The organism is Streptomyces sp. GSL17-111, assembly GCF_037911585.1.
Classification (GTDB): domain Bacteria; phylum Actinomycetota; class Actinomycetes; order Streptomycetales; family Streptomycetaceae; genus Streptomyces.
Genome location: NZ_JBAJNS010000001.1, coordinates 1,514,346 through 1,540,201, shown reverse-complemented (window position 1 = coordinate 1,540,201; position 25,856 = coordinate 1,514,346). Strand labels below are relative to the sequence as shown.

Sequence of the window (25,856 nt, the reverse complement as noted above, 5' to 3'; positions counted from 1 at the left end):
GCGGACCTCTCCGTCCGCTTCCGCATGAGCGGCGACCGGACCGTCGCCGCCGTCCGTGACGTCTCCTTCACCCTCGCCGCCGGGGAGTGCCTGGCGCTGGTGGGGGAGAGCGGCTGCGGCAAGTCCGTGCTGGCCTCCGCGCTGCTCGGCCTGCTGCCCGGCAACGCCCGGGTGCGGGGCGCCGTGCACACCGACGGGCGGGAGCTGCTCGCGGCGGACGAGGACGTCCTCGCCCGTGAGGTGCGCGGCCGGCGCATCGGCCTCATCCCGCAGAGCCCCGCCGGACACCTCACCCCCGTCCGCACCGTGCGGTCCCAGCTCGCCGAGACCGTCCGCGAACTGACCGGCGTCCGGGGGAGCGAGCTGCCGGACGCGGTGGCGGCGGCGGCCGGACGCGCCGCCTTCCCCCTCGACCACCTCGACCGGTACCCGCACGAGCTCTCCGGCGGCCTGGCGCAGCGCGCCGCGACCGCCCTCGCCCTCGTCGGGGACGCGCCGCTGCTCATCGCCGACGAGCCCACGACCGGGCTCGACCGGGAGCTGGTCGACCGCACGGTGGACGAGCTGCGCCGCCACACCGACGACGGGCGCGGCCTGCTGGTGATCACCCACGACCTGTCCGCAGCTGCCCGCATCGCCGACCGGGTGGCCGTCATGTACGCCGGTCAGGTGGTCGAACTCGCCGACGCCAAGGGCTTCTTCGGGACCCCCGGCCCCCGTCACCCCTACGCCGCCGGGCTCCTCGCGGCCCTCCCGGAGCGGGAGTTCACCCCGATCCCCGGCATGCCGCCCGAGCTGGACGTCCTCCCGGAGGGCTGCGCCTTCGCCCCCCGCTGCGGGCGGGCCACCGAGGCCTGCGCCCAGCGGCCGGACCTGACCGACGGCCTCGCCTGCCACCACGCCCTGGACCCCGCCCATGCTTGAACTGCGCGCCGTCACCGCCGGATACGACCGCCGCGCCCCGGTGCTGCGGGACGTCGACCTGACCGTGGCCGACGGGGAGGCGGTGGGCCTGCTCGGGCCGAGCGGCTGCGGCAAGTCCACCCTCGCCCGCGTCGCCGCCCTGCTGCACCGCCCGGACGCGGGGGAGGTGCGGCTGGCGGGGACGCCCGTCCCCGGGTTCCGGCACCGCGCCCCGAGGGCGTTGCGCACGGCGGTCGGCGTCGTCTTCCAGCAGCCCCGGCAGGCCGCCGACCCCCGGCTGAAGCTGCGCGACCTGATCGCCGAGCCGCTGCGGGCCACCGGGCGGGCCGCGGAGGTGGCCGACCGCCTGGCCGAGCTGGCGCCCGCCGTCGGGCTCGGCGGGGACCTGCTCTCCCGGGGCCCGCACGAGGTCAGCGACGGCCAGCTCCAGCGGGCCTGCGTCGCCCGTGCCCTCGTCCTGCGGCCCCGGCTGCTGATCTGCGACGAGATGACGGCGATGCTCGACGCGTCCACGACGGCGGCGCTCGTCGGGGTGGTGGAGGAGTACCGGGCCGCCACCGGGGCCGCGCTGCTGGCCGTGGGCCACGACCGGATCCTCCTCGACCGCTGGTGCGACCGCGTGACGCAGCTCCCGGCGGGGGCGCCCGCGCGGGCGTGAGCGGCGGGCGTGCGGCAGGGCGGACGCGCCGTGCCCCGCGCCCCTGCACGCCCGGGAGGCGGCCGTCGCCCGTCCCCGGACCGCTACCCTGGGAGATCGTCCGCGTCCCCGGGACCGGCAGCCGGTCCGTCAACCGTGAGGTGTCTCGTGTCTCCGCGTCGTAACCGCCCGCGCGGCGGTGTCAGCAACGGCAACGGTCGCGTGGCGGAGGGACGGCGGAGCATCGGGCTGGAGAGCACCGAGAGCTGGCGGGGCGAGGAGTGGGCGGTCCGCCGCGTCAGCGGCGGCGCTGCCGGGAAGCCCTACCGCTGCCCCGGCTGCGACCAGCTGCTCCCGCCCGGGACGCCGCACGTCGTCGCCTGGCAGCGGGACGGCGACGTCGACGACCGGCGGCACTGGCACGGTCCGTGCTGGTCGGCGAGGGACCGCAGGGCGCCCCGGGCCCAGCGCTCCCGGAACGCGCCCCGGTACTGAGCGGCGGCGCGGAAGCGTTCCGCCGCCCGGCACCGGGACCCGGCCTCACACGTCGCGGGTGCTGATCCGCGCGTAGGCGGCGATCAGGGCGGCCGCCGTGACGGCGGCGAGCAGCCCCACCAGCGGCCAGCCGTTGATCTGCGACGGGTCCTCGGTGAACTCGAAGGGCATGTGGTAGAGCGTCGAGAGCCCGTTGAGCACGGAGTACTCGCGCAGCGCCTCGCCCAGGTCCCGGGTGCTCTCCGTCATCAGGAACAGCGAGACCAGGAACGGCAGCAGCACCAGCCCGAGCATCGTCGTCACCCCGCCGGGGGTGCTGCGCAGCAGCGTGCCGACGGCCAGCGAGAGCAGGCCGAGGAGCGCGACGAACAGGGAGACGCCGACGGTGGCCTGGAGCCACTGCTCGGAGGTCGCCGTCGCCGTCTCCACGGCCTGGGAGCCGTCTGTGCCGACGGTCAGGTCGTCGTAGGGCGAGAGTGGCTTCCCCTCCAGCATCGCGGAGTGGATCAGCGCCGTCAGACCGGTCGCGGCGAGCGTCATGACGAACGTCAGCGCGAAGAAGACGACGGACTTGGCCGTCAGGACGCGGGTGCGCTTCGGGCACACCGTCATCGTGGTGCGGATCATGCCGGTGCTGTACTCGGAGGTCACCGTCAGCACGCCGAGGGTGATGATCGCGAGCTGGCCGAGCATCATGCCGAACAGCCCGCCGCCCAGCACCGGCAGTTCGGCGTACGGGCCGGACTCCAGCGCGAAGGCCATGAGCAGTCCGATGCCCACGACGAGCACGAACATCACCGCCAGCGTCCAGATGGTGGAGCGCACCGAGCGGATCTTCGTCCACTCCGAGGCGATGGCGTGGCCCAGGTGGGTGCTCTTCTCGACCTGCTGAGCCGGCCGGTGGTCGGCGTCCTGGTACGGGCCGGGGGCTGCGGGGGCCGCCTGCGGGGCGGCGTAGGGCGTGGTCATCGGGCGTCCTCGGGGTCGGACGTGGGCTGCTGGACGGGTGCGGGCGCGGCGGCGGGCGGGCCCTGCGGAGGCGGACCGAAGGCGGCCTGCGGCGGCTGCGGACCGAACCCGCCGCCCGGACCCGCCGGGGCTCCGAACGGCGCGCCCTGCGGCGGGAGACCGGGCGGCATGCCCTGCGGCGTCGCGTACGGGCCCGTCCCCTGCGGCGGCATCCCGTGCGGCGGCTGCCCCGGGCCCCCGGGCTGCCCGCCCGGGACGTCCGTGGAGACGTAGTCGACGGCGCCCTGCGTCATCCGCATGTACGCCTCCTCCAGGGAGGCCTGGTGCGGTGACAGCTCCCACAGCCGGATGTCCGCCGCGTGCGCGACGTCGCTGATCCGGGGCAGCGGCAGCCCGCTGACCCGCAGCGCGCCGTCCGCCTCCGGGGCCACCCGGCCACCCGCCTCGGTGAGCGCGGCCGTCAGCTTCTCCCGCAGCTGCGGCTCGGTGTCCGGCGTCCGGACGCGCGCGAAGTCGGCGGAGTTGGCGGTGATGAACTCCTTGACGGACTGGTCGGCGAGCAACTGCCCGCGTCCGATGACGATGAGGTGCTCGGCCGTCAGCGCCATCTCGCTCATGAGGTGGCTGGAGACGAACACCGTCCGGCCCTCGGCCGCCAGCCGCTTCATCAGCTGCCGCACCCAGCGGATGCCCTCCGGGTCGAGCCCGTTGACCGGCTCGTCGAAGAGCAGCACCCGGGGGTCGCCCAGCAGCGCCGCCGCGATGCCCAGCCGCTGGCCCATGCCGAGCGAGAACCCCTTGGAGCGCTTCCCGGCCACCGACCGCAGCCCGACGATGTCCAGCACCTCGTCGACGCGCCGCTTCGGGATGCCCGACAGCTGGGCCAGGCACAGCAGGTGGTTGCGGGCGCTGCGGCCCCCGTGCAGCGCCTTGGCGTCCAGCAGGGCACCCACCTGCCGGGCGGCGTTGGGGTGCCGGCGGAAGGACGTCCCGCCGATCGTCACCGTGCCGCTGCTCGGTTCGTCCAGCCCCAGGATCATCCGCATCGTCGTGGACTTCCCGGAGCCGTTGGGCCCGAGGAAGCCGGTCACGATGCCTGGACGCACCTGGAAGGACAGGTTGTGGACGGCCGTCTTGGCACCGTAGTGCTTCGACAGCCCGAAAGCCTCGATCATGCTCTTCGCCCCTGGCCGTACGTGCGTCGGGGCAAGGGTTGCTGCCCCCGTGTACGAGGAGGCTACCGCCGCCTTGAACGGTTCCCGTCAGACGGCAAAAACCGGAACGGGCCGTCGGGGGAGACCCTCGACGACCCGTTCCCGGTACCGCGCGCAGAAGCGCGGGCGTGCCTACGCGTCGCGCTTCTTGAGCGTGACGTAGCCGGCGACGAGGGCCGCCACCGTCCAGAGCACCATGATGAGGAGGCCGCCCCACGGACCGTACGGGCGGTCGCCGGTGTCGACCACGCTCATGATCGCCGTGCCCGCCTGGTCGGGGAACCAGTAGCCGATGTCGCGCGTGGCCTCGATGCTCGCCAGGATCGGCGTCACCAGGAAGAACAGCGGCACCAGGATCGAGAAGGCCAGCAGCGCGCTGCGCAGGACCCACGTGATGCCCATCGCGAAGACCGCGATCAGCGTCATGTACAGCCCGCCGCCGATGACGGCGCGCAGGACGTTCGTCTCGCCGATGGAGACCGAGAGGTCGCCCAGGACGGCCTGGCCCAGGAAGAAGGTGACGAAGCTGGTGACCATGCCGACGACGAGGACCAGCAGCGTGCCCACGAGGAGCTTGGCCGTCATGAAGAGGCCACGCTGCGGCACCGCCGCCAGCGAGGCCCGGATCATGCCGGTGCTGTACTCGCTGGCCACGAGCAGGATGCCGAACGCGATCATGGCCAGCTGCCCGAGCGACATCCCGGCGAAGCTGGTGAGGACCGGGTCGAAGGTCAGCCGTTCGCGCTCGGGCAGGTCCTCGAAGGTGTTGTTCAGCAGCAGGCTGATCAGAACGCCGAAGACGACCGTGACCAGGAACGCGATGGCCAGCGTCCAGAGCGTGGCCCGGACGGTGGTGGCCTTGGTCCACTCGGAGCGGATGACCTGTGTCGTGTGCGCCATGGTCAGGCTCCCTTCCCCGTGCCCTGGGCGTGGTACTGGACCGCCTCGGCCGTCAGCTGCATGAACGCCTCTTCCAGCGAGGCCTGCTGCGGGCTCAGCTCGTGCAGGACGAGGCCGTGTTCGGCCGCCAGCTCGCCGAGCCGGTCGGACTCCACCGAGTCCACCTCCAGGGCGCCGTCCTGGGCGGCCACCGGGGTGAGACCGGCCGTCGCCAGCACGTCCCGCATCCGCTCGGGCTCGGGGGTGCGCAGCCGGACGTAGGAGCGGGAGTTCTCCTTGATGAACTGCTGCATGGAGGTGTCGGCCAGCAGCCGGCCCTTGCCGATGACGATGAGGTGCTCCGCCGTGAGCGCCATCTCGCTCATCAGGTGGCTGGAGACGAAGACCGTCTTGCCCTCCGAGGCGAGGTACTTCATCAGGTTGCGGATCCAGTGGATGCCCTCGGGGTCCAGTCCGTTGACCGGCTCGTCGAACATCAGGATCTTCGGGTCGCCCAGCAGGGCCGAGGCGATCCCGAGCCGCTGGCCCATGCCCAGGGAGAAGCCCTTCGGCCGCTTCTTGGCGACCGAGCCCAGCCCGACCAGGTCCAGCACCTCGGGCACCCGCTTCTGCGGGATGCCGTTGGACTGCGCGAGGACCGTCAGGTGGTTGTACGCCGTCCGCCCCGGGTGGACGGCCTTGGCCTCCAGCAGCGCGCCGATGTGGTTCAGCGGGTCGCGCAGCTGGTCGTAGTGTTTGCCGTCGATGCGGACGTCACCCGCCGTCGGCCGGTCGAGACCGAGCATCATCCGCATCGTGGTCGACTTGCCTGCCCCGTTGGGGCCCAGGAAACCCGTGACCACGCCGGGCTGGACCGTGCACGTCAGCTGGTCCACCGCCACCGTGGTGCCGTAGCGCTTCGTGAGCCTGTCAAGCTCGATCATGGCTCGACGCTAGACGGTCCAAGCACCCCGCGCCAACTCGCGCGGGGCACTTGGACCGGTTCGTCCAGGAACGCGACGTCCCGGGACGTACTGCCCCGGGACGTCACCTCGGCGGGAACGCTCAGCGGCTCTGCTGGGCGGGCACGTTCTTCGTCGCGCCCTCCTCGTCGTCCATCGGGGCGCCGGAGGCCGCCACGGCGGCACCGGTGAGCGTCGCCAGCATCTCGCGCACGTTGGTCAGCTGCGCGTTGATGCTGTCGCGGCGGTTGGTGAGGGCGGCCAGCTCGCGCTCCGACTCGCTGCGCACGCGGTCGGCCTTGGCGTTCGCGTCGGCGACGATGTCCTCGGCCTGGCGCTGGGCCGTCTCCACCGTCTGACGCGCCCGGCGCTCGGCGTCGGTGCGCAGCTTCTCGGCCTCCAGGCGCAGCTGCTCGGCGCGGTGCTCGATCTCCGCCAGCCGCTTCTCGGCCTTCGCCTGGCGGGACGCCAGGTCGCGCTCGGACTGCTCGCGGCGCTTGGCCAGGTTCGTCTCGAAGTCGGCCGCGGCCTGGGCCGCCTTGGCGCGCGTGTCCTCGAAGAGCGCGTCGGCCTCCTCGCGCTTGGACTGCGCGTCCCGCTCGGCGTCCGAACGCAGCTGGGCCGCCTCGCCCTTGGCCGCCTCGACGACGCGGACGCCGTCCTCCTCGGCCTTCGTCTTGCGGTCGGCGGCGAACGCCTCCGCGTCGTCGCGGACCTGCTGCGCGGCGCTCTCCGCCAGCTCCCGGTGCTGCTCGGCCGCCCGGCGGGCCTCTTCCCGCAGGTCCTTGGCCTCTTCCTCGGCGAGCCGGAGGATCTTCTCGACCCGCGCGCCCAGCCCGGCGTAGGAGGGCTCGGAGTCGTTGACCTGGGCCTGGGCGTTCTGCGTCTCGAGATGCAGTTCCTCGATGCGCTTTTCCAGCGAGGTGATGCGCGAGAGCGCGCTGTCACGGTCGGCGACGAGCTTCGTGATGCGGTCGTCCACCTGTCCGCGGTCGTAACCACGCCGCACGAGCTCGAAGCCGAAGGGGGAGGAAGTGTCGCTCATGGGGTTCCTGTCGAAAGAGACCGGTGAGGTGTTAGACGGAATCCTAGGGGCCGAAGCGGCGTGTCATCGAGCGGATGGCCGATTGAGTGGGGTTTGCTGGGGACAATGTGCGCTCTTTCGGGTGGCTTTCCGACGTGCGCGCCCGGGGCCGCCCGGCCGTGACCTCAGGACGGCTTGCCCCCCGATCGTGGACCGCCCGCCCCCGCCCCGGCCTTGACCCCGTCGTCCTTCTCGCCCTTGCCGGTCCTGTCCGCCTTGGCGCCCTTGCTTCCCCGGTCGGCCTTGTCGGCCTTGCCGTCGGGGTGCGTCTCCCGGCCGCCGTCCTTCCCGCTCCGGCCGCCCGCGCCGGGCACCTCGAACGACTCCAGGGCCTCCAGCACGTCCTGCACCCGGGAGATCTCGGCGTTGATGTCCTCCTGACGCCGCACCAGCGTGTCCAGCTCCGCGCGGCCCTCCGCCACGATCCGCCGGGCCTCCTCGCGGGCCTCCTCGCGCGTCCGCTCGACCTCCTTCAGGACGGCCGCCTTCTTCTGCTCGGCCTCCTTCAGCAGCGACTCGGCCTTCTTCACCGCCGAGATCCGCACGCTGCTCGCCTCGGACTTCGCGTCCGACAGCAGCGACTCGGCCTTCTCCCGCGCCTCCGCGAGCTGCTCCTCGGCCGCCTTCACCAGCTTGTCGGTCCGCTCCCCGGCCGACTTCATCGCCTCGGCCGCCTCGCGGCGGGCCCGGTCGTGCAGCTCCTCGACCTCCGACTCCACCCGGGCGCGCAGCTCCTCGCTGCGCTCGCGGATCGCCCCCGCGTCCCTGCGGGCCTCCTCCAGCATGGTGTTGGAGTCCCCACGCGCCCGCTCCACCATGGCGTGGCTGTCCGTGCGGGCCTCCCCGACGAGCCGCTCGGCCTCGGTGCGGGCCACCGCGATCATCGTGTCGGCCTGCTCCTCGGCGGCCGTCGCCGTGCGCAGCGCCTCCTGCCGGGCCTCCGCCACCAACTCGTCCGCCTGCTCGGCGGCTTCGGTGAGCCGGCGGGACGCGTCCGCACGCGCGTCGTCGCGCACCCGGTCGGCGTCCGCCCGGACCTCGTCGGCCTGCTCGGCGGCCTCCGTCAGCTTCCGCGCGGCCTCCGCACGCGCGTCGTCGCGCACCCGGTCGGCGTCCGCCCGCGCCTGGTCGGCCTGCTCGGCGGCCTCCGTCAGCTTCCGCGCGGCCTCCGCACGCGCGTCGTCGCGCACCCGGTCGGCGTCCGCCCGCGCCTGGTCGGCCTCCCGCTGCGCACTCGTGCGCAGCCGCTCGGTCTCCTCCAGGGCGTCCGTGACCGTGCGCTCGGCCAGCGCCTTCGCGGCGTCCGTCTCCTCGGCCGCCTCTCGGCGCAGCGTGGCCGCCGCGTGCTCGGCCGCCGCCCGCAGCCCGGCGATCTCCTCCTCGGCCTCCGCACGCAGGCCCGAGACCGCGTCCCGCACCTGCTGCGCGTGCTCCTCGGCCGCCGCGACGAGCTCGGCCGCCCGCTCCTCGGCCTCGCCGACCAGCCGGGTCGCCTCGCCCTGGGCCTCCTCCACGCGGCGCCGCGCCGAGGCGAGCAGCTCCTCGCTCTGCTCCCGCGCCTGGGTGCGCTCGCGGTGCGCCTCGTCCCGGGCGTCCGCCAGCAGCTCCTCGGCCTCCCGGCGGCGCCGTGAGGCCTCCTCCTGCGCCTCCGACAGCGCCTCGGCGGCCTCCGCGCCCAGCCGCTCGGCCGCCGCGTCCGCCTCCGCCCGCACCCGGTCGGCCGTCTCCTGCGCGTCCGTGCGCAGCCGCTCCGCCTCCGTGGCGGCCTCGGTGCGCAGCCGGACGGCGACGGCCTCGCCCTCGACGCGCGCCTGCGCCGCGTCCGAGGTGGCCTCGGTCCGCAGCCGCTCGGCCTCCTCCTCGGCCTGCTGCTGCAGTGCGCGCAGCCGTTCGGCCGCCTCGGCGCGCAGCCGTTCCGTCTCGGTGCGGGCCTCCTCGCGCAGCCGCTCCGCCTCCGAGCGGGCCCCGGTCAGCTCCTCCTCGGCGGCGGTCAGCTTCTCGTCCGCCTCGCCGCGCCGCCGGGCGGCCTCCGCGTCGGCCTCGGCGAGCGTCTGCGTCGCCTGCTGGTCGGCCTCCTCGCGCAGCCGGCGCCCGGCCTCCTCGGCGTCCGCGCGGGCCCGGTCCGCCTGCTCCTCGGCGTCCCGCCGCAGCTCCTCCGCCTCGGCGCGGGCCCGCTCGACGAGCTCCTCGGCCTGCCGGCGCAGCGTCGTCGCCCGCTCGATGGCCTCCGTGCGGACGCGTTCGCCCTCCGTCGTCGCGGCGTCGCGCGTCTGCTCGGCGTCCTCCTTGGCCTGGCTCAGCAACTCCTCGGCCTTGGAGGCCGCCTGCTCGATCTGCTGGACGGCGTCCTTGCGGGCCTCGGCGCGGATGCGTTCGCCCTCTTCGACGGCGTCGGCCCGCAGCTGCTCGGCCTCGCCGCGCAACCGCCTTGCCTCCTCCTGGAGTTCGACGGTCTTCGCCCGGTACTCCTTGGTGTCGGCCTGCGCCGACCCCTTCAACTCCTCGGCGATGTCGTGGGCTTCGGAGCGCAGCCGGTCGGCCTCCTCCTCGGCCTGTCGGCGCAGCCGCTCGGCCTCCTCGGCCGCGGCCTTCTTCGTGGCCCGCGCCTCCTGCGACGCCTTGCCGAGGATCTCCTCGGCGCTGCGGGCCGCCTCGGAGAGCTGGGCGGCCGTCTCCTCCGCCGCCGACGCCTTCGCGCGGTCCTTGGCCTCGGCCCGCAGCCGTTCGGCCTCCGCCTTCGCGTCGGCCCGCAGCTGCTCGGCCTCCGCCTTGGCCGCCTCCGTCTCGCCGGTGGCCTCGCTCACGAGCCGGGCGATCTGGGCCTTCGCCGTACGGGTGCGCTGCTCGTTCTGCGCCTCCGCGTCCGCCAGCCGCTTCTCGGCCTGCTCGCGGGCGCCCTCCAGCAACTTGTCGGCCTCGGCGCGGGCGCTGCGCAGCGCCTCGTCGGCCTCCCGCATCCGCTCCTCGGCGCGCCGCGCGGCGTCGGCTGCCTCCCGGCGCGCGGCGTCGGCGTCGGCCGCCGAGGTCGCCCGCAGGCGGTCCGCGTGCTCCGTGGCCTCCTGGGCCTGCGCGGAGGCGGTCGCCATCAGCCGCTCCGCCTCGGCGCGGGCCCGGCGCAGCAGCGCCTCGGCCTCCGCGCGGGCGCTCTGCGCCTCCTCGGCCAGCCGGTGCCGGGACTGCTCCGCGAGCCGCTGGGCCTCGGCCCGGGCGGCGTTCAGCGTCTGCTCCGCCTCGGCCCGCGCCTCCTCCGTCAGCCGCCGGGCCTGCGACTCGCTGCGGGCCCGTACCTGCTCCGCCCAGGCCACGTTCTCGTTGACGTGCGACTCGACGGTCGCACGGCGCTCGGCCAGCTCCTGGTCGAGCTGCTGCCGGCGGCGCACCGCCTCGGTGTGCAGCTCGGACTCCATGCGGGCCTGCGCCTCGGCCTGCTCCTGGTGCACGCGCTGGGCCTGCGCCCGCGCCGTGCGCAGCTCCCGGTCCGCGTCCGCCCGCAGCTGCTCGGCCTGCATCTGGGCGTTGCGCAGGAGCTGTTCGGCCTGTCCGGCCAGGTTGTCGTACCCGGCCGGGCGCGCGGCGAGGCTCCGGCGCGCCTCGTGGAGCTTGGCGCGCAGCACCTCGACCTGGTAGCCGAGGTCGTCGGCGTGGTCGACCGCCTTGTCCCGTTCCTTCTTCAGCCGTTCCATCTCGGCTTCGAAACGCGACAGGTGGTCGTCAGCCTCGTAGCGGTCGTAGCCCCGCACTGCGCGGTCCCATCCGTCCCCTGGTCGGTAAGGTGAGCAGGCTGTTCCGGTGGCGTCCGGGATCGCTCCACGGAGCGCCTTCCGTAGAGCCTCCGGAGGAAATGGTGTCAGATCCTCGGTGGCACGCGGAACGGGCCCACGGCGGTTAGCCGTGCGCGTACTCTACCGAGTTCCGCGTTCGCGGCGCGCCCGCACGGCGGGGCGGGGTGGACGGGCCCGGCGATCAGTCGTCGTGCGACTCGGTGTGCGGCGCGGACGTCACGAGCTCCGTGAGGACGCCGTGGCAGTCCTTGGGGTGCAGGAAGGTGATGCGGGAACCCATCGATCCGATGCGCGGCTCGTCGTACAGCACGCGCACGCCCTTGTCGCGGATCGCGGCGGCGTCGCCGTCCACGTCGGCCGTGCCGAAGGCGATGTGGTGGACGCCCTCGCCGTTCTTGGCCAGCCACTTGCCGACCGCCGAGTCCTCCCGGGTGGGCTCCAGGAGCTGGAGGTACGAGGCGCCCCCGTCGTCCGTCCCGTTGATCCTGAGCATGGCCTCGCGGACGCCCTGCTCCTCGTTGACCTCGGAGTGGAACACCTCGAAGCCGTACGTGGCCCGGTAGAACTCCACCGTCCTGTCCAGATCGAAGCAGGCGATCCCGATGTGGTCGATACGCGTCAACATGGAACTAGGACATCGCTTCGGAGGTGGTTACGCAACGTGCGCACGGTCACACCTTCCGACCGGTGACCTGGCCGTGTACCGCTCAGTACATTGGCGATTAACCCTCGTTCACCTTCCTTCTCCGAAGGGGCCGCAGCATGACTGGCACGACCGGCACCACCTCAGTGATCGTCGCGGGCGCCCGTACGCCCATGGGACGGCTGCTCGGCTCACTGAAGTCCTTCTCCGGGGCCGACCTGGGCGGCTTCGCGATCAAGGCCGCCCTCGACCGTGCGGGCATCGGCGGCGACCAGGTCCAGTACGTGATCATGGGGCAGGTGCTCCAGGCCGGGGCCGGGCAGATCCCGGCCCGGCAGGCCGCCGTCAAGGCGGGCATCCCCATGAACGTCCCCGCGCTCACGATCAACAAGGTCTGCCTCTCCGGGCTCGACGCGATCGCCCTCGCCGACCAGCTCATCCGTGCGGGTGAGTTCGACGTCGTCGTCGCCGGCGGCCAGGAGTCGATGACCAACGCGCCGCACCTGCTGCCCAAGTCCCGCGAGGGCTACAAGTACGGCGCCGTCCAGATGCTCGACGCCATGGCGCACGACGGCCTGACGGACGCCTTCGAGAACGTCGCCATGGGCGAGTCCACCGAGAAGCACAACACGCGCCTGGGCATCGAGCGCGGCGTGCAGGACGAGATCGCCGCCGCCTCCCACCAGCGGGCCGCCGCCGCGCAGAAGAACGGCCTCTTCGAGGCCGAGATCACCCCGGTGGAGATCCCGCAGCGCAAGGGCGAGCCCGTCGTCTTCAGCAAGGACGAGGGCATCCGCGGGGAGACCACCGCCGAGTCGCTCGGCAAGCTGCGCCCGGCGTTCGCCAAGGACGGCACGATCACCGCCGGCTCCGCCTCGCAGATCTCCGACGGTGCCGCCGCCGTCGTCGTCATGAGCAAGGCCAGGGCCGAGGAGCTGGGCCTGGAGTGGATCGCGGAGATCGGCGCCCACGGCAACGTCGCGGGGCCCGACAACTCCCTCCAGTCGCAGCCCGCCAACGCGATCAAGCACGCGCTCGGCAAGGAGGGGCTGGAGGTCTCGGCCCTCGACCTCATCGAGATCAACGAAGCCTTCGCCGCCGTCTCGCACCAGTCCATGAAGGACCTCGGGGTGGGCCCGGAGAAGGTCAACGTCAACGGCGGAGCCATCGCGCTCGGTCACCCCATCGGCATGTCGGGCGCCCGCATCGTCCTGCACCTCGCGCTGGAGCTGAAGCGGCGCGGCGGCGGCACCGGCGCGGCGGCCCTGTGCGGCGGCGGCGGCCAGGGCGACGCCCTGATCGTGAAGGTCCCCGGCAAGTAGGCCGTCCCGACTCCGCGACACCGGCAACACGAGCAGCACCAGTAACAACGGCAACAACGGCAATGACGCCGACGACGCAGCGAGGAGCGCAGCACGCATGGCGGTGGACGTCCCCCAGCTGGTGGAGCAGGCCCGTGCGGGCAGGCCACGGGCGGTGGCCCGGCTGATCTCACTGGTGGAGGGGGCGTCCCCGCACCTGCGGGAGGTGATGGCGGCCCTGGCCCCCCTGACGGGGAACGCCTACGTCGTCGGGCTGACCGGTTCGCCGGGTGTCGGCAAGTCGACGTCGACGTCGGCGCTGGTCAGCGCCTACCGCAGGGCCGGAAAGCGGGTCGGCGTCCTCGCCGTCGACCCGTCCTCGCCGTTCTCCGGCGGGGCGCTGCTGGGCGACCGGGTCCGGATGTCGGACCACGCCTCCGACCCCGGGGTCTACATCCGCTCCATGGCCACCCGCGGTCACCTCGGCGGGCTGGCCTGGGCCGCGCCCCAGGCCATCCGCGTCCTGGACGCCGCCGGGTGCGACGTCGTGCTGGTGGAGACGGTCGGCGTGGGCCAGTCCGAGGTCGACATCGCCGGGCAGGCCGACACCTCCGTGGTGCTGCTGGCACCCGGTATGGGCGACGGCATCCAGGCCGCCAAGGCGGGCATCCTGGAGATCGGCGACGTGTACGTCGTCAACAAGGCCGACCGCGACGGCGCGGACGCCACCGCGCGGGAGCTCAACCACATGCTCGGTCTCGGGGAGTCCCGGGGCCCCGGCGACTGGCGCCCGCCCATCGTCAAGACCGTCGCCGCGCGGGGCGAGGGCGTGGACGAGGTCGTCGAGGCCCTGGAGAAGCACCGGGCCTGGATGGACGAGCGCGGCGTTCTGGCCGAACGGCGTGCGCGCAGGGCGGCCCGGGAGGTCGAGACCATCGCCGTGACCGCCCTGCGGGAGCGCATCGCCGACCTGCACGGCGACCGCCGTCTCGGCGCGCTCGCCGAACGCATCGTCCACGGCACCCTGGACCCCTACGCGGCGGCCGACGAACTCGTCGCGGGCGTGACGTCCGGCTAGCGCGGGCGGGACGGTTCACCGTGGTGGGAAGAGTGCTCGCGGGACGAGCGCGGTCCGTGGAGCGACTGGTATGACTGGGGCATGCAGGAAGAGACCGCGCGATCCGCGATCGACACGTTCATCTCCGCGTTCAACGCCTCGGACGACAGCTATGTGACTGCGTTGCTCTCCCAGGCCCTGACCTCGGACGTGGTCTTCTGGGGACCGTTGGGCCGCAGTGAGGGGATCGAGGCGGTCGAGCGGTTCGTGCTGGACATCCGGCGCCACCCCGCGGGGACCGGCACGATGGTGCGCTGTTCGGCGGTGGACATGCCGGACGAGTGGGCCCGGTACCAGTGGGTCTTCACGACGCCGGACGGAGGCCCCCGCCTGGCGGGAACGGACGTCGTCCATCTGCGGCGGAGCCTCATCGACCAGGTCATCGTCTTCGCGGGGGACATCGAGCCGTCCGCCTCCTGACCCGGCCCCGTGGGGCCGGGTCTGCCCGGCCGGGATCGTCTTCATGGCGCTTCGGCCGTCCGCGCTTGGCCACGAGCGGACCGGGGCTGGGGTGTTGCGCTCCTCACCCTGCGCCGCCCCGCACCGGACGACCCGCACCGGACGGGTCCGCCCGTCAGCTGCGGCCCCGGTGTCCGCGCAGGTGCTCGGCGACCGGGGTGAGGGCCTCCAGGAGCGTTTCCAGGTGGCCGGGCCCGAGCAGGTCGATGAAGTGGCGGCGCACCGAGTCGACGTGCAGCGGTGCCACGTCCCGCATCGTCTGCCAGCCGTGCTCGGTGAGGCAGGCGAACAGCCCCCGCTTGTCGGTGTCGCAGTGCTCGCGCCGCACCAGCCCGGCGTTCTCCATGCGGGTGATCTGGTGCGAGAGACGGCTCTTGGACTGCAGCGTGGCCTGGGCCAGGTCGCTCATGCGCAACCTGCGGTCCTCGGACTCCGAGAGGTTCACCAGGATCTCGTAGTCGTGCATGGTGAGGCCCAGCGGCTGGAGATCGCGTTCGAGCTGGTACATCAGCAGCCGGCTGACGTCGAGATGAGTGCGCCAGGCCCGCTGCTCGTCGTCGCTGAGCCACCGCGGACCGTTGTCGGTGTCCATGCCGTGACTCTACCCAGAGCGCTCGGCCCACCTGGCAAGACCTCCCAGGCCACCGAGACCACCGCTGCCGCCGGGCCCGCCGGGCGTCCCGCCCTCGGCCGGGGTCCCGCCGACGGGCTGCTCGGGCATGACCGTCTCGGAGGACTGGAGCAGCACGGTGCCCGTTCCCGTGAACTCGAACTGGTGCTCCTCGCCGGACGCGCCGCCGACGCCCGTCATCGCGCGCAGCCCGCCGAGGAAGCCGCGCAGGTACCCGTGGTCGTAGTGGTGGCACGGCGAGGGGCAGTCGGCCCAGCCGACGAGGGCCTGCGGGTCCACCCGGATCGGCGGCTCCACGAAGTGGACCTCGCCGTTGGAGGCGGCCACGAACTTCCCCGTGCCGATGAGCGTCACGAAGCCCGGGATGATCGACTGCTTGAGCGAGAGGCTCTCCTCGAAGGCCAGCAGGTTGCCCGAGCGGATCGTGAGGTTGCCCTCGTCGAGGTCGAAGGAGTTGACGTCGAAGGCGCGGTCGGCCAGGAGCAGCTTGCCGCGCCCCTGCGCCACGACCCAGTCGGCCGCGTGCAGGGGGGAGTGGAAGCTGCGCGCCACGAGGTGGTCCAGCGGACCGTGGCCGATGCCGTCGAAGCGGATGTCGCCGAAGTAGGCGATCATCTTGCCCTTCTGGAGGAACCACTGCCCGTCCAGGTCGACGCTGAAGGCGTACGCGTGGACGTTGTCGTTGGCGGGCAGCGTGTGCGCGTCGAAGACGACCGGACCGTTCAAAGCTTCTCCTCGCTGGCCTGGACGTACACGGTTCCCTGGCCGGAGAGCTCCAGCTGGAACGCCTCACCCGAGCCGCGTCCCACCATGTCCCGCCAGCCGAGCGCGGTCGAGAGCCGGTTGCGCAGGTCGCCCCGGTGCGCGACGTACGCCTGCGGGTCGACGTGCACGGCGCGCTGCGGCGTCACCGGCAGCTCCAGCACCCCGCCGTGGGCGAGGACGGCCACCGAGCCGTGGCCCTCCAGGGTCGTGGTGAACAGCCCCTGGCCGGTGGCCTGGTCGCGCACCATGCCCATCACGCCGCCCTGGCTGCCGAGGAAGACGGTGCCCTGCCGCAGGGAGCCCTCGAAGGCCAGCAGCCGGTCCGCCTCGACGTGCAGGAGCGACCCGGCGAGGTCGACGACGTGCACGTGGTGGCCGCCGTGGCCGAAGTAGACGCTCCCCCGGCCCTCGACGGTCATGAGCGGTGCCGCCTCGCCCCGCACCCGGCGCCCGAGGGCGGACATCACGCCGCCCTGGCCGCTCGTCAGGTTCGGGGTGAAGGAGACCTCGCCGCGGTAGGCGAGCATCGCGCCGCGCTGGCTGTAGAGCGGCTGCCCGGGGACGACCTGCGCCTCGATCATCTTCCCGCTGATCCGGGTGAAGCCCATCAGACCTGCCCTCCCAGGGTCTCGCGCTCGCTGGGCTGGACGTAGACCAGGCCCTCGCCCTCGAAGCGGATCTGGAACGCCTCGCCGGAGCCGTCACCGAGGAAGGTGCGGAACGTGACGCCGCTCTGGAACTCCTGGCGCAATCGGCCGGAGTGCGCGAGGTACGCGCCCGGGTCCACCCGTAGCGGCGTCTGCGGCGTGACGCGCAGCACGATCGCGGGGCCCTGGGAGGTCAGCGCGGCCTGCCCGGTGCCCTCGACGGTCGTCGTGAACAGGCCGTTGCCCTGGGAGGCGCCGCGCAGCCCGGTGAACGTCGTCCCCGTGCGCAGGCCGCCGGCCGTGCACAGCAGGTTGGAGGCCTCGACGTGCAGGGTGTCCTGCTGGAGCGTGACCAGCGAGACGTCGCTCGCCGCGTCGGCGAAGTAGCAGGTGCCGTGCCCCTTCACCTCCATGACCTCCATCTGCTCGCCGGTCAGCCTGCGGGTGACCATGCCGCGCAGGCCGTCACCGCCGCCGGTGAGCTTCTTGAAGGCCATGTCGCCCTCGTAGGCGATCATCGAGCCGTTCTTGGCGCGCACGGCGTCGCCCGTGAGGTCGACGGCGAGCACCTTGCCGTCCTGGAGTCGGAACTGAGCCACCCGGCCGAACCTACCCCCTTGGGGTGACGGCCGGGGAGGGTGCCACAATGGCGGAGGCTTGTGCATCCCTTCACAAGCTCGTCTACCCCCTCCCGAGGAAACGCCGTGGACATGAAGACCGCCTCCGCCCTCCGTCGCCTCCGCCTGATCTCCGCGCCCGAGGCCGTGTCGTTCCTGGTGCTGCTCGTCTGCTCGGTGCTCAAGCGGACCACCGACTTCAACGCCGTGCCGGTCATGGGGGCGGTGCACGGCCTCCTCTTCGTGCTCTACGTCCTCTTCTGGGCGGACGCGTGGAACCGCGCGAAGTGGCCGCTCGGCCGTGCCGCCCTGTACGCCGCCCTCTCCGTGGTGCCCTTCGGCGGCTTCTACGCCGACAAGCTGCTGCGCCGCGAGAGCGAGGCGGGCGTCATCGCCGCGCGGGCGCAGCGTCAGGACGGCGCGGAGCGCGACGATGTGGTGACCGGATGATCGTCGCCTTCTCCGTCACGCCGCTCGGGGTCGGCGAGGACGTGGGGGAGTACGTCGCCGAGGCCGTCCGCGTCGTGCGCGAGTCCGGGCTGCCGAACCGCACGGACGCGATGTTCACCTCCGTCGAGGGGGACTGGGACGCCTGCATGGACGTCGTCCGCCGGGCGGTGGCCGCCGTCGAGGCACGGGCGCCGCGCGTCTCCCTCGTCCTCAAGGCCGACATCCGGCCGGGCGTCACGGATGGACTAGCCCGGAAGGTGGAAACGGTCGAGCGCCACCTGCGCTGACCGCCGCCGCGATTCCGCAGGGCACCGGCCGTCGACGTGCCCCCCGAACCGGCCCGCGCGGGCCGGACACCCTCCGCACTCCGTTCGACACACCACGTCGTGTCCCTTCTGCTGGGACTCGTCGGCTTCGTTCGAACGACGTGTGGAGGGACCGTGCGGCCGGAGAGCTACGACTACGAGACGTACAGCCGTCTCGCGGGACCGCTCACCGAGCCCGGGCAGCTCCCCTACCGGGTCCGCTACCGGAGCCTGCTCTCCCGGGAGCCGCACCGGCTGCGCGCCGTCCTCCTGATGACGGCGGCGCCGGCCCTGTCGGCCGTGCTGCTGCTGTGGCTGGTGTGGCCGAGCCACTGGACCGACCGGGCCGGAGCCCCCGGCTGGCTCGTCGCGGCGGACTGGGTGATGCTCGGCTGCATCGGCCTGATCGAGCTGTTCCGCTGCGTGAACGTGCTCTCGATCGCCCACGCGACGATGGTCGCCCGCGACCCCGTCCCCGTGACGCCCGAGCCCGGCCTGAAGGTCGCCTTCCTGACGACGTACGTGCCGGGCAAGGAACCCGTCGAGATGGTCCGCGCCACGCTGGAGGGCGCGGTCGCCCTGCGCCACGACGGCACTCTGGACGTGTGGCTCCTCGACGAGGGCGACGACGCGGTGGCCCGCGCGCTCTGCGCCGAGCTGGGCGTCCACCACTTCACCCGCAAGGGCGTCGAGGAGTGGAACCGGGCGGACGGCGTGCACCGCGCCCGCACCAAGCACGGCAACTACAACGCCTGGCTCGCCATGCACGGCGCCGACTACGACGTCTTCGCCTCCGTCGACACCGACCACGTGCCGCTGCCGAACTACCTGGAGCGGATGCTCGGCTACTTCCGCGACCCGGACGTGGCCTTCGTCGTCGGCCCGCAGGTGTACGGGAACTACCGCAAGGCGGTCACCAAGTTCGCCGAGAGCCAGCAGTTCCTCTTCCACGCGCTCATCCAGCGGGCCGGGAACCGCTACGGCGGGCCCATGTTCGTCGGCACGAACAACGCGGTGCGCACCTCCGCCGTCCTCCAGATCGGCGGGCTGCGGGACTCCATCACCGAGGACATGGCGACCGGGTTCGAGCTGCACCGCACCCGCAACCCCGCCACCGGCCGCACCTGGCGGTCCGTCTACACCCCGGACGTCCTGGCCGTGGGTGAGGGGCCGGAGTGCTGGACGGACTTCTTCACCCAGCAGACGCGCTGGTCGCGCGGCACCTACGAGACGATCCTGCGGCAGTTCTGGCGCCGCCCCCACCGCTTCCCGCCCGGCAAGCTCCTCAACTACTCGCTCATGCTGGCCTACTACCCGATGAGCGCCGTGACCTGGCTGCTCGGCGCCCTGAGCTGCTCCCTCTTCCTGTGGCTCGGGGCGTCCGGCACCCAGGTGAGCGCCGCCGTGTGGATGATGCTGTACAGCGACGTGGCCGCCCTCCAGATCGGCCTGTACGTCTGGAACCGCCGGCACAACGTCTCGCCGCACGAGCCCGAGGGGTCCAGCGGGCTGGCCGGTATGGCCATGTCCGCGATCTGCGCCCCGATCTACGCCCGCTCCGCCGTGGCCGCCGTCCTCCGGCGGCCGTGCCGGTTCGTCGTGACGCCGAAGGGCGACACCGCGAGCCCCGACCGGCTCAGCACCTTCCGCGTGCACACGCTGTGGATCGTCGTGCTGGGCACCGGGCTCGCCGCGTCCTTCGTCCTCGGCCACACCCACGCCGCCATGCGCACCTGGACGGTGCTGGCCCTCGTCGTCGCACTCGCTCCGGTCGCCATGTGGAGCCTGACCGAATACCGCACGCAACGCGTTCGCCGAGAACCGCGCGACGAGCGCGAACCCGCCCTCGTCGCCACGTCCAGCGGGAGCTGACCCATGCCCTACCGCCCGAGCAAGCAGTTCAAGAAGACCCTCATAGGCACCGGCATCGCGGTGGTCCTCGCGGCGCTCAACGCCCCGGCCACCCTCGGGTTCGCCCAGGAACGCCTGCACGAGTACCGCATATCCCGGCCCGAGTACATGGCCCGGTACGGCTCCTGGGAGGTCATGGACGTCCCCTCCCAGTACCAGACCAACGCCATCCACGCGGCGCTGCTGCACACCGGCAAGGTGCTGCTGATCGCCGGCTCGGGCAACAACCAGGAGGAGTTCGACGCGGGAACCTTCGCGACCATCCTGTGGGACCCCTCGGACGACACCTTCGAGCGCATACCCACCCCCGAGGACCTGTTCTGCGCCGGGCACGCCCAGCTGGCCGACGGCCGGATGCTGGTGGCGGGCGGCACCGCCCGCTACGAGGTCCTCGACGGGGACGTGAAGCGCGCGGGCGGGGCCATGCGCGTCAAGAACGAGAACCCGGACGAGCCCCGCACCTTCCCCGAGGGCACCCGGTTCCGCTCACCGGCGGGCAAGGAGTACGTGAGCACCGCCCCCGTCCTCGTGCCGCGCGCGCAGAAGACGACGGACGACGCGGGCGAGGTGACCGTCACCGCCAGCGAGGCCACCGTGTTCGTGGAGGCCGTCGAGGAGGGCGAGGAGTACGTCACCGAGGAGGCGGCCCAGTACGAGATCGTCGGACTGGAGGGGAAGGCCGCCGACAACCTGTACGGCCTCGCGGAGAAGATCGACCTCAGCAAGCAGGACTTCCAGGGGATCAGGGACTCCTTCGAGTTCGACCCCGTCGCCGAGAAGTACGTGCGCGTCGACCCCATGGCCGAGGCCCGGTGGTACCCGACGCTCGTCACCCTGCCGGACGGCACGGTGCTCTCCGTCTCCGGACTGGACGAGGTCGGCGAGATCCTCCAGGGGGACAACGAGATCTACGACCCGAGGACGCGGTCCTGGTCCACCGGGCCCAAGCGGTACTTCCCGACGTACCCGGCGCTCTTCCTCGTCGACGACGGCAAGCTCTTCTACTCCGGCGCCAACGCCGGCTACGGGCCCGCCGACAAGGGCCGGGTGCCGGGGATCTGGGACCTGGGGGCCAACACCTTCGACGAGGTCGGCGGCATCAAGGACCCCGACCAGCTGGAGACCGCCAGCTCACTGCTGCTGCCCCCGGCCCAGAACCAGCAGGTCATGGTGCTCGGTGGCGGGGGCGTGGGGGAGTCGGAGAAGTCCACCGCCCGCACGGCGATCGTCGACCTCACCCGGAAGGACCCCGCCTACCGCGACGGACCGCCGCTGCCGGAGCCCACCCGGTACCTCAACAGCGTCATCCTCCCCGACGACACCGTCTTCACCACCGGTGGCTCCCGCGACTACCGGGGGCGCGGCGACAGCGACATCCTCGCCGCCCAGATCTACGACCCGAGGACGGAGCGGTTCACCGAGGCCGCGGCCCCCGAGGTCGGCCGGAACTACCACTCGGAGGCGCTGCTGCTGCCCGACGGCCGGGTGGCGACGTTCGGCTCCGACCCGCTCTACGCCGACAAGGACAACACCCGGCTCGGCACGTTCGAGAAGCGGATCGAGGTCTACACGCCGCCCTACCTGCACGGGGAGCGCGGGGAGAACCGCCCGGTCATCGGCGACGGCCCGGTGCGGCTCGCGCCCGGCGGCGAGGCCACCTACGCGACGAAGGACGCCGGGCGGATCGCCAAGGCCCGTCTGCTGCGGCCCAGCGCCGTCACCCACGTCACCGACGTCGAGCAGCGCTCCGTCGCCCTCGGCCTCGAACGCGGCTCGGACGAGGTGACGCTCTCCGTCCCGGACGACCGCTCGCTCCTGCCGCCCGGCTGGTACATGCTCGTCCTCACCGACGACGCGGGCACCCCGTCCGTCGCCAAGTGGGTGCACCTGCCGTGACCCGCCGCCCGGCACGCCCGCAGCCACCGGGCGTGCCGGGCGGGGCGCCCGGCGGGGGCGTCAGCGGGCGGCACCCCGGGCCAGGCCGAGGGCGTACTCGGCCCACCAGCGGCCGGCGGGCGGCCCGCCCCGGCACTCCCCGTCGGACTCGCCGGGCCGCTTGATCCACAGGTACGCGTCGAGCAGCGGCTCGTCGGTCTCCGTCGTCGGAGGGGTGCCGAGGGCCCGTCCCGGCGGGTTGCACCACGCGTCCTGACGCCCGTCCAGCGGCCCGTTCCCGTTGCGGCTGGAGTCGATGACGAAGCGCTTGCCGCCGAGCGCGGCGGACAGCCTGCGCCCGTAGGCCGTCACGTCCGCGTCGGTCTGGAAGTTCGAGACGTTGAGGGCGAAGCCGTCCGCCGCCGCGATGCCGGAGCGCTCCAGCGGTTCGACCAGCCGCCGGGGGTCGGTGATCCAGCTCGGGTTGCCCGCGTCCAGGTAGACCCTGGTCCGGGGCAGTGCGGCGAAGCGTTCGACGGCCTCGGCGAGGAGCGTGTACCGCTCGTCGTGGTGGACGGCGGGCGTGCAGCCGTCCACCAGGTGCGGCACGGCGTCCGGCTCCAGGACGACGACGGCCTCGTGGTCGCCCACGGCCCGGGCGAACTCCGCCAGGTAGGTGCGGTAGGCGGTGGCGTCGGCCGCACCGCCCCGCGAGTACTGTCCGCAGTCGCGGTGCGGGATGTTGTAGGCGACCAGGACCGCGGTGGTGTCCGTCGCCTCGGCGCCCTCGACCGCGCGGCGCACGCGGTCGGCCGGGTCCTCGCCGGTCGGCCACACCGCCGCCGGCCGCTCGGAGATGAGCCGCAGCAGGTCGGCGTCCTCCTCCCGGCCGGCCGCCTCCCACGCCTCGACCTGGCGGGCCGCCGCACTGGCGGGATCGACCCAGAAGGGCGAGGCCCCGGGGCCGATGCCCGCGCCGTCCGAACCGGCGCGGGCGCTGGGCGAGCCGTCGGAGCCGGACGAGCAGCTCAGCGCGGCGGCGAGCACCGGGAGTGCGGCGAGCACGGCGAGCGCGCGGATTCGACGGCCGGACATCCACTCTCCTCCGGAGGAACCGAGGGGACCGATGAGGACAATGCCGACAACCCTGGCATACCGGGCGGCGAATCCCGGGGCAGGACACGGGGCGGTCAGCTGCGTGCGGGCGGGTGGGGACCACGGGCTGAGACCGGGACGACCACCATATGACCGCCGGGTAGGGTCGTAGGCGTGCCGAAGCCGCTCAGTCTCTCCTTCGACCCGATCGCCCGCGCCGACGAGCTGTGGAAGCAGCGCTGGGGCTCCGTCCCGGCCATGGCGGCGATCACCTCGATCATGCGCGCGCACCAGATCCTCCTCGCCGAGGTGGACGCGGTCGTCAAGCCCTACGGGCTGACGTTCGCCCGCTACGAGGCGTTGGTGCTGCTCACGTTCTCGCGGCGCGGCGAGCTGCCGATGTCGAAGATCGGCGAGCGGCTCATGGTCCACCCCACCTCCGTGACGAACACGGTCGACCGCCTCCAGCGGTCCGGACTCGTCGCCAAGCGGCCCAACCCGCACGACGGCCGCGGCACGCTGGCGTCGATCACCGACAAGGGGCGTGAGGTGTGCGACGCCGCCACCCGCGACCTCATGGCGATGGATTTCGGGCTCGCCGCCTACGACGACGAGGAGTGCTCGGAGATCTTCGCGCTCCTGCGCCCGCTGCGCATGGCGGCCCAGGACTTCGACGAGGCGTAGCCCGCCCGGCCCGCCGGGCCGCCCGAAGATCGCTCCGGCCGCCCGGTTAGGCTCGACCGGACGCCGCAGTCCGCCCGGGGCCACCCCCGCACCCCGGCCGTGCGGGCTGCCTGATGCGAGGAATGGCTCTGTGAAGCAGAAGGTGCTGACCCGCTACCGGGTGATGGCCTACGTCACCGCCGTCTGGCTGCTCGTGTTCACGGGTTTCATCGTGGCGAAGTACGGCTTCGACACCGGTGACACCATGCTCGTCTCCCAGATCCACGGCGTGCTCTTCATCGTCTACGTGATCTTCGCCTTCGATCTGGGCTCGAAGGCGCGGTGGCCGTTCGGCAAGCTGCTGTGGGTGCTGGTGGCCGGGTGCATCCCGTTCGTCGCGTTCTTCGTCGAGAAGCAGGTCTCGCGCGAGGTCGCGCCGCTGATCGAGCCCGAGGACGCCGACGACGCGCGGGACGCCGACACGCCCGTGGGCGCCTGAACCCCCTGCGGGAGGGCACGTCGACCGGTCCTCGACGTGCCGCCCACCTGCGGCACTGGCCAAATACTTGGACGTCCTAGTAAATTTGTGTCCATGGATGCTGACGCCATCGCAGAGGGCCGCCTTCGGTGGCAGGCCCGGTTCGACGCCGCACGCAAGCGGGACGCCGACTTCACCACCCTCAGCGGTGACGAGGTCGAGCCGGTCTACGGCCCCCGCCCGGGCGACACCTACGAGGGGTTCGAGCGCATCGGCTGGCCGGGGGAGTACCCGTTCACCCGCGGCCTCCACCCGACCGGCTACCGGGGCCGCACGTGGACGATCCGCCAGTTCGCCGGCTTCGGCAACGCGGAGCAGACCAACGAGCGCTACAAGATGATCCTGGAGGCGGGCGGCGGCGGCCTGTCGGTCGCCTTCGACATGCCGACGCTGATGGGGCGCGACTCCGACGACCCGCGCTCGCTCGGCGAGGTCGGGCACTGCGGCGTGGCGATCGACTCCGCCGCCGACATGGAGGTCCTCTTCAAGGACATCCCCCTCGGCGACGTCACCACCTCCATGACGATCAGCGGCCCGGCCGTCCCGGTGTTCTGCATGTACCTGGTGGCCGCCGAGCGCCAGGGCGTGGACCCGGCGGTGCTGAACGGCACCCTCCAGACCGACATCTTCAAGGAGTACATCGCCCAGAAGGAGTGGCTCTTCCAGCCCGAGCCGCACCTGCGCCTCATCGGTGACCTGATGGAGCACTGCGCGCGGGACATCCCGGCCTACAAGCCGCTCTCCGTCTCCGGCTACCACATCCGCGAGGCCGGTTCCACGGCCGCGCAGGAGCTCGCGTACACCCTGGCCGACGGCTTCGGGTACGTCGAGCTCGGGCTCAGCCGGGGGCTGGACGTCAACCGGTTCGCACCGGGCCTGTCGTTCTTCTTCGACGCCCACCTGGACTTCTTCGAGGAGATCGCCAAGTTCCGCGCCGCGCGCCGCATCTGGGCCCGCTGGATGCGCGACGTCTACGGGGCGAGCAGCGAGAAGGCGCAGTGGCTGCGGTTCCACACCCAGACGGCCGGCGTCTCGCTGACCGCGCAGCAGCCCTACAACAACGTCGTCCGCACGGCGCTCGAAGCCCTCTCCGCCGTGCTCGGCGGCACCAACTCCCTGCACACCAACGCGCTGGACGAGACGCTGGCGCTGCCCTCGGAGCAGGCCGCCGAGATCGCCCTGCGCACCCAGCAGGTGATCATGGAGGAGACCGGCGTCACCAACGTGGCCGACCCGCTGGGCGGCTCCTGGTACGTCGAGCAGCTCACCGACCGCATCGAGGCCGACGCGGAGAAGATCTTCGACCAGATCAAGGAGCGCGGGCTGCGCGCCCACCCGGACGGGCAGCACCCGATCGGGCCGATCACCTCCGGCATCCTGCGCGGTATCGAGGACGGCTGGTTCACGGGCGAGATCGCCGAGGCCGCCTTCCAGTACCAGCAGGCGCTGGAGAAGGACGAGAAGAAGGTCGTCGGCGTCAACTGCCACACCGGCTCGGTGACGGGGGACCTGGAGATCCTCCGCGTCAGCCACGAGGTGGAGCGCGAGCAGGTGCGCGTGCTGGCCGAGCGCAAGGGGCGGCGCGACGACGCGGCCGTGCGCGCGGCGCTGGACGCCATGCTGGCGGCGGCCCGGGACGGCTCCAACATGATCGGTCCCATGCTCGACGCGGTGCGGGCCGAGGCCACGCTGGGCGAGATCTGCGGCGTCCTGCGGGACGAGTGGGGCGTCTACACCGAGCCGGCCGGCTTCTGAGCACCCCGCACGGGGTGTCCGCGCCACCGACGGGCCGCCACCTTCGCAGAGGCGCGGGGTGTGGCGGCCCGTCGTGCGTGGGGCTCTGTGTGGGGTCTGGCGTGACGCCGGTGCCGGTGCCGGTGCCGGTGCCGGTGC

The 25,856-nt window shown here is 72.9% G+C and carries 25 protein-coding genes; 13 read left to right on the top strand and 12 right to left on the bottom strand.

Going from position 1 to position 25,856, the window contains the following annotated elements; translation table 11 throughout:
- Positions 1 to 24 precede the first annotated feature (24 nt).
- The 3 genes from V6D49_RS06525 to V6D49_RS06515 all read left to right on the top strand — a co-directional run bounded on the left by V6D49_RS06525 (position 25) and on the right by V6D49_RS06515 (position 2,056).
- The gene (locus V6D49_RS06525; RefSeq protein ID WP_340563723.1) at positions 25 to 924 is read left to right on the top strand and encodes an ABC transporter ATP-binding protein; all 900 of its coding nucleotides are present in this window, start codon (positions 25 to 27) and stop codon (positions 922 to 924) included.
- A complete protein-coding gene (locus V6D49_RS06520) occupies positions 917 to 1,582 on the top strand; it encodes an ABC transporter ATP-binding protein (RefSeq protein WP_340557915.1) in 666 nt (221 codons plus the stop codon). Before V6D49_RS06525 ends, V6D49_RS06520 begins: the two co-directional genes overlap by 8 nt.
- 147 nt (positions 1,583 to 1,729) lie before the next feature.
- Positions 1,730 to 2,056: an ATP/GTP-binding protein gene (locus tag V6D49_RS06515; protein ID WP_340557914.1), complete on the top strand. Its 327-nt coding sequence runs from the start codon at positions 1,730 to 1,732 to the stop codon at positions 2,054 to 2,056.
- 45 nt (positions 2,057 to 2,101) lie between these two features.
- Here the strand turns inward: V6D49_RS06515 and V6D49_RS06510 are convergent, their stop codons facing one another.
- The 7 genes from V6D49_RS06510 to mce form a co-directional block, all read right to left on the bottom strand.
- Positions 2,102 to 3,025, bottom strand: a complete 924-nt coding sequence (locus tag V6D49_RS06510) for an ABC transporter permease (protein WP_340557913.1) — start codon at positions 3,023 to 3,025, stop codon at positions 2,102 to 2,104.
- A complete protein-coding gene (locus V6D49_RS06505) occupies positions 3,022 to 4,200 on the bottom strand; it encodes an ABC transporter ATP-binding protein (RefSeq protein ID WP_340557912.1) in 1,179 nt (392 codons plus the stop codon). Before V6D49_RS06505 ends, V6D49_RS06510 begins: the two co-directional genes overlap by 4 nt.
- A 171-nt stretch (positions 4,201 to 4,371) precedes the next feature.
- Positions 4,372 to 5,139, bottom strand: a complete 768-nt coding sequence (locus tag V6D49_RS06500) for an ABC transporter permease (protein ID WP_340557910.1) — start codon at positions 5,137 to 5,139, stop codon at positions 4,372 to 4,374.
- A gap of 2 nt (positions 5,140 to 5,141) precedes the next feature.
- Positions 5,142 to 6,062: an ATP-binding cassette domain-containing protein gene (locus V6D49_RS06495; protein WP_340557908.1), complete on the bottom strand. Its 921-nt coding sequence runs from the start codon at positions 6,060 to 6,062 to the stop codon at positions 5,142 to 5,144.
- Between the two features lie 121 nt (positions 6,063 to 6,183).
- Complete coding sequence (locus V6D49_RS06490) at positions 6,184 to 7,125, bottom strand: cellulose-binding protein (protein WP_340557907.1); 942 nt, start codon at positions 7,123 to 7,125, stop codon at positions 6,184 to 6,186.
- A 164-nt stretch (positions 7,126 to 7,289) separates the two neighbouring features.
- Positions 7,290 to 10,904, bottom strand: coding sequence for a polarized growth protein Scy (scy, locus tag V6D49_RS06485; RefSeq protein ID WP_340557905.1), 3,615 nt, complete (start codon positions 10,902 to 10,904; stop codon positions 7,290 to 7,292).
- A gap of 223 nt (positions 10,905 to 11,127) precedes the next feature.
- Positions 11,128 to 11,571 (bottom strand): methylmalonyl-CoA epimerase, encoded by a 444-nt coding sequence (gene mce, locus V6D49_RS06480; protein WP_340557903.1) that lies wholly within the window; start codon positions 11,569 to 11,571, stop codon positions 11,128 to 11,130.
- A 137-nt stretch (positions 11,572 to 11,708) separates the two neighbouring features.
- Here mce and V6D49_RS06475 point away from each other — a divergent pair, with 137 nt between their 5' ends.
- The 3 genes from V6D49_RS06475 (at position 11,709) to V6D49_RS06465 (ending at position 14,427) form a co-directional block, all read left to right on the top strand.
- Positions 11,709 to 12,911: an acetyl-CoA C-acetyltransferase gene (locus V6D49_RS06475; RefSeq protein WP_340557901.1), complete on the top strand. Its 1,203-nt coding sequence runs from the start codon at positions 11,709 to 11,711 to the stop codon at positions 12,909 to 12,911.
- A 97-nt stretch (positions 12,912 to 13,008) separates the two neighbouring features.
- Entirely contained in the window at positions 13,009 to 13,968 is a 960-nt protein-coding gene (meaB, locus tag V6D49_RS06470) for a methylmalonyl Co-A mutase-associated GTPase MeaB (RefSeq protein WP_340557900.1), read from the top strand.
- 81 nt (positions 13,969 to 14,049) lie between these two features.
- Entirely contained in the window at positions 14,050 to 14,427 is a 378-nt protein-coding gene (locus V6D49_RS06465) for a nuclear transport factor 2 family protein (RefSeq protein WP_340557898.1), read from the top strand.
- A gap of 154 nt (positions 14,428 to 14,581) precedes the next feature.
- On the opposite strand, the gene V6D49_RS06460 is transcribed toward V6D49_RS06465, so the two are convergent.
- Genes V6D49_RS06460 through V6D49_RS06445 form a run of 4 tightly spaced genes read right to left on the bottom strand, consistent with a single transcriptional unit; the run spans position 14,582 to position 17,108 of the window.
- On the bottom strand, positions 14,582 to 15,058 hold the full coding sequence (locus V6D49_RS06460) for a MarR family winged helix-turn-helix transcriptional regulator (RefSeq protein WP_340557896.1): 477 nt from the start codon (positions 15,056 to 15,058) through the stop codon (positions 14,582 to 14,584).
- 9 nt (positions 15,059 to 15,067) lie between these two features.
- The gene (locus V6D49_RS06455) at positions 15,068 to 15,823 is read right to left on the bottom strand and encodes an AIM24 family protein (RefSeq protein ID WP_340557894.1); all 756 of its coding nucleotides are present in this window, start codon (positions 15,821 to 15,823) and stop codon (positions 15,068 to 15,070) included.
- Positions 15,820 to 16,470: an AIM24 family protein gene (locus tag V6D49_RS06450; RefSeq protein WP_340557892.1), complete on the bottom strand. Its 651-nt coding sequence runs from the start codon at positions 16,468 to 16,470 to the stop codon at positions 15,820 to 15,822. The genes V6D49_RS06455 and V6D49_RS06450 overlap by 4 nt, the downstream gene beginning before the upstream one ends.
- The gene (locus V6D49_RS06445) at positions 16,470 to 17,108 is read right to left on the bottom strand and encodes an AIM24 family protein (RefSeq protein ID WP_340557890.1); all 639 of its coding nucleotides are present in this window, start codon (positions 17,106 to 17,108) and stop codon (positions 16,470 to 16,472) included. The genes V6D49_RS06450 and V6D49_RS06445 overlap by 1 nt, the downstream gene beginning before the upstream one ends.
- A 105-nt stretch (positions 17,109 to 17,213) precedes the next feature.
- On the opposite strand from V6D49_RS06445, the gene V6D49_RS06440 reads away from it, so the two are divergent.
- The 4 genes from V6D49_RS06440 to V6D49_RS06425 all read left to right on the top strand — a co-directional run bounded on the left by V6D49_RS06440 (position 17,214) and on the right by V6D49_RS06425 (position 21,688).
- Positions 17,214 to 17,576, top strand: coding sequence for a DUF3817 domain-containing protein (locus tag V6D49_RS06440; protein ID WP_340557888.1), 363 nt, complete (start codon positions 17,214 to 17,216; stop codon positions 17,574 to 17,576).
- Complete coding sequence (locus tag V6D49_RS06435) at positions 17,573 to 17,863, top strand: MTH1187 family thiamine-binding protein (protein ID WP_340557886.1); 291 nt, start codon at positions 17,573 to 17,575, stop codon at positions 17,861 to 17,863. The genes V6D49_RS06440 and V6D49_RS06435 overlap by 4 nt, the downstream gene beginning before the upstream one ends.
- 153 nt (positions 17,864 to 18,016) lie before the next feature.
- Entirely contained in the window at positions 18,017 to 19,753 is a 1,737-nt protein-coding gene (locus tag V6D49_RS06430) for a glycosyltransferase family 2 protein (protein ID WP_340557884.1), read from the top strand.
- A 3-nt stretch (positions 19,754 to 19,756) separates the two neighbouring features.
- The gene (locus V6D49_RS06425) at positions 19,757 to 21,688 is read left to right on the top strand and encodes a kelch motif-containing protein (protein WP_340557883.1); all 1,932 of its coding nucleotides are present in this window, start codon (positions 19,757 to 19,759) and stop codon (positions 21,686 to 21,688) included.
- A gap of 60 nt (positions 21,689 to 21,748) precedes the next feature.
- Here V6D49_RS06425 and V6D49_RS06420 read toward each other — a convergent pair whose 3' ends face one another.
- The gene (locus V6D49_RS06420) at positions 21,749 to 22,762 is read right to left on the bottom strand and encodes a glycoside hydrolase family 6 protein (protein WP_340557881.1); all 1,014 of its coding nucleotides are present in this window, start codon (positions 22,760 to 22,762) and stop codon (positions 21,749 to 21,751) included.
- Positions 22,763 to 22,936: 174 nt separating this feature from the next.
- On the opposite strand from V6D49_RS06420, the gene V6D49_RS06415 reads away from it, so the two are divergent.
- The 3 genes from V6D49_RS06415 to V6D49_RS06405 all read left to right on the top strand — a co-directional run bounded on the left by V6D49_RS06415 (position 22,937) and on the right by V6D49_RS06405 (position 25,718).
- Positions 22,937 to 23,446 (top strand): MarR family winged helix-turn-helix transcriptional regulator, encoded by a 510-nt coding sequence (locus V6D49_RS06415; protein ID WP_340557879.1) that lies wholly within the window; start codon positions 22,937 to 22,939, stop codon positions 23,444 to 23,446.
- Between the two features lie 130 nt (positions 23,447 to 23,576).
- Positions 23,577 to 23,924 (top strand): DUF3817 domain-containing protein, encoded by a 348-nt coding sequence (locus tag V6D49_RS06410; protein ID WP_340557878.1) that lies wholly within the window; start codon positions 23,577 to 23,579, stop codon positions 23,922 to 23,924.
- Between the two features lie 93 nt (positions 23,925 to 24,017).
- Positions 24,018 to 25,718 (top strand): acyl-CoA mutase large subunit family protein, encoded by a 1,701-nt coding sequence (locus V6D49_RS06405; RefSeq protein ID WP_340557877.1) that lies wholly within the window; start codon positions 24,018 to 24,020, stop codon positions 25,716 to 25,718.
- The last annotated feature ends 138 nt before the right edge of the window (positions 25,719 to 25,856 follow it).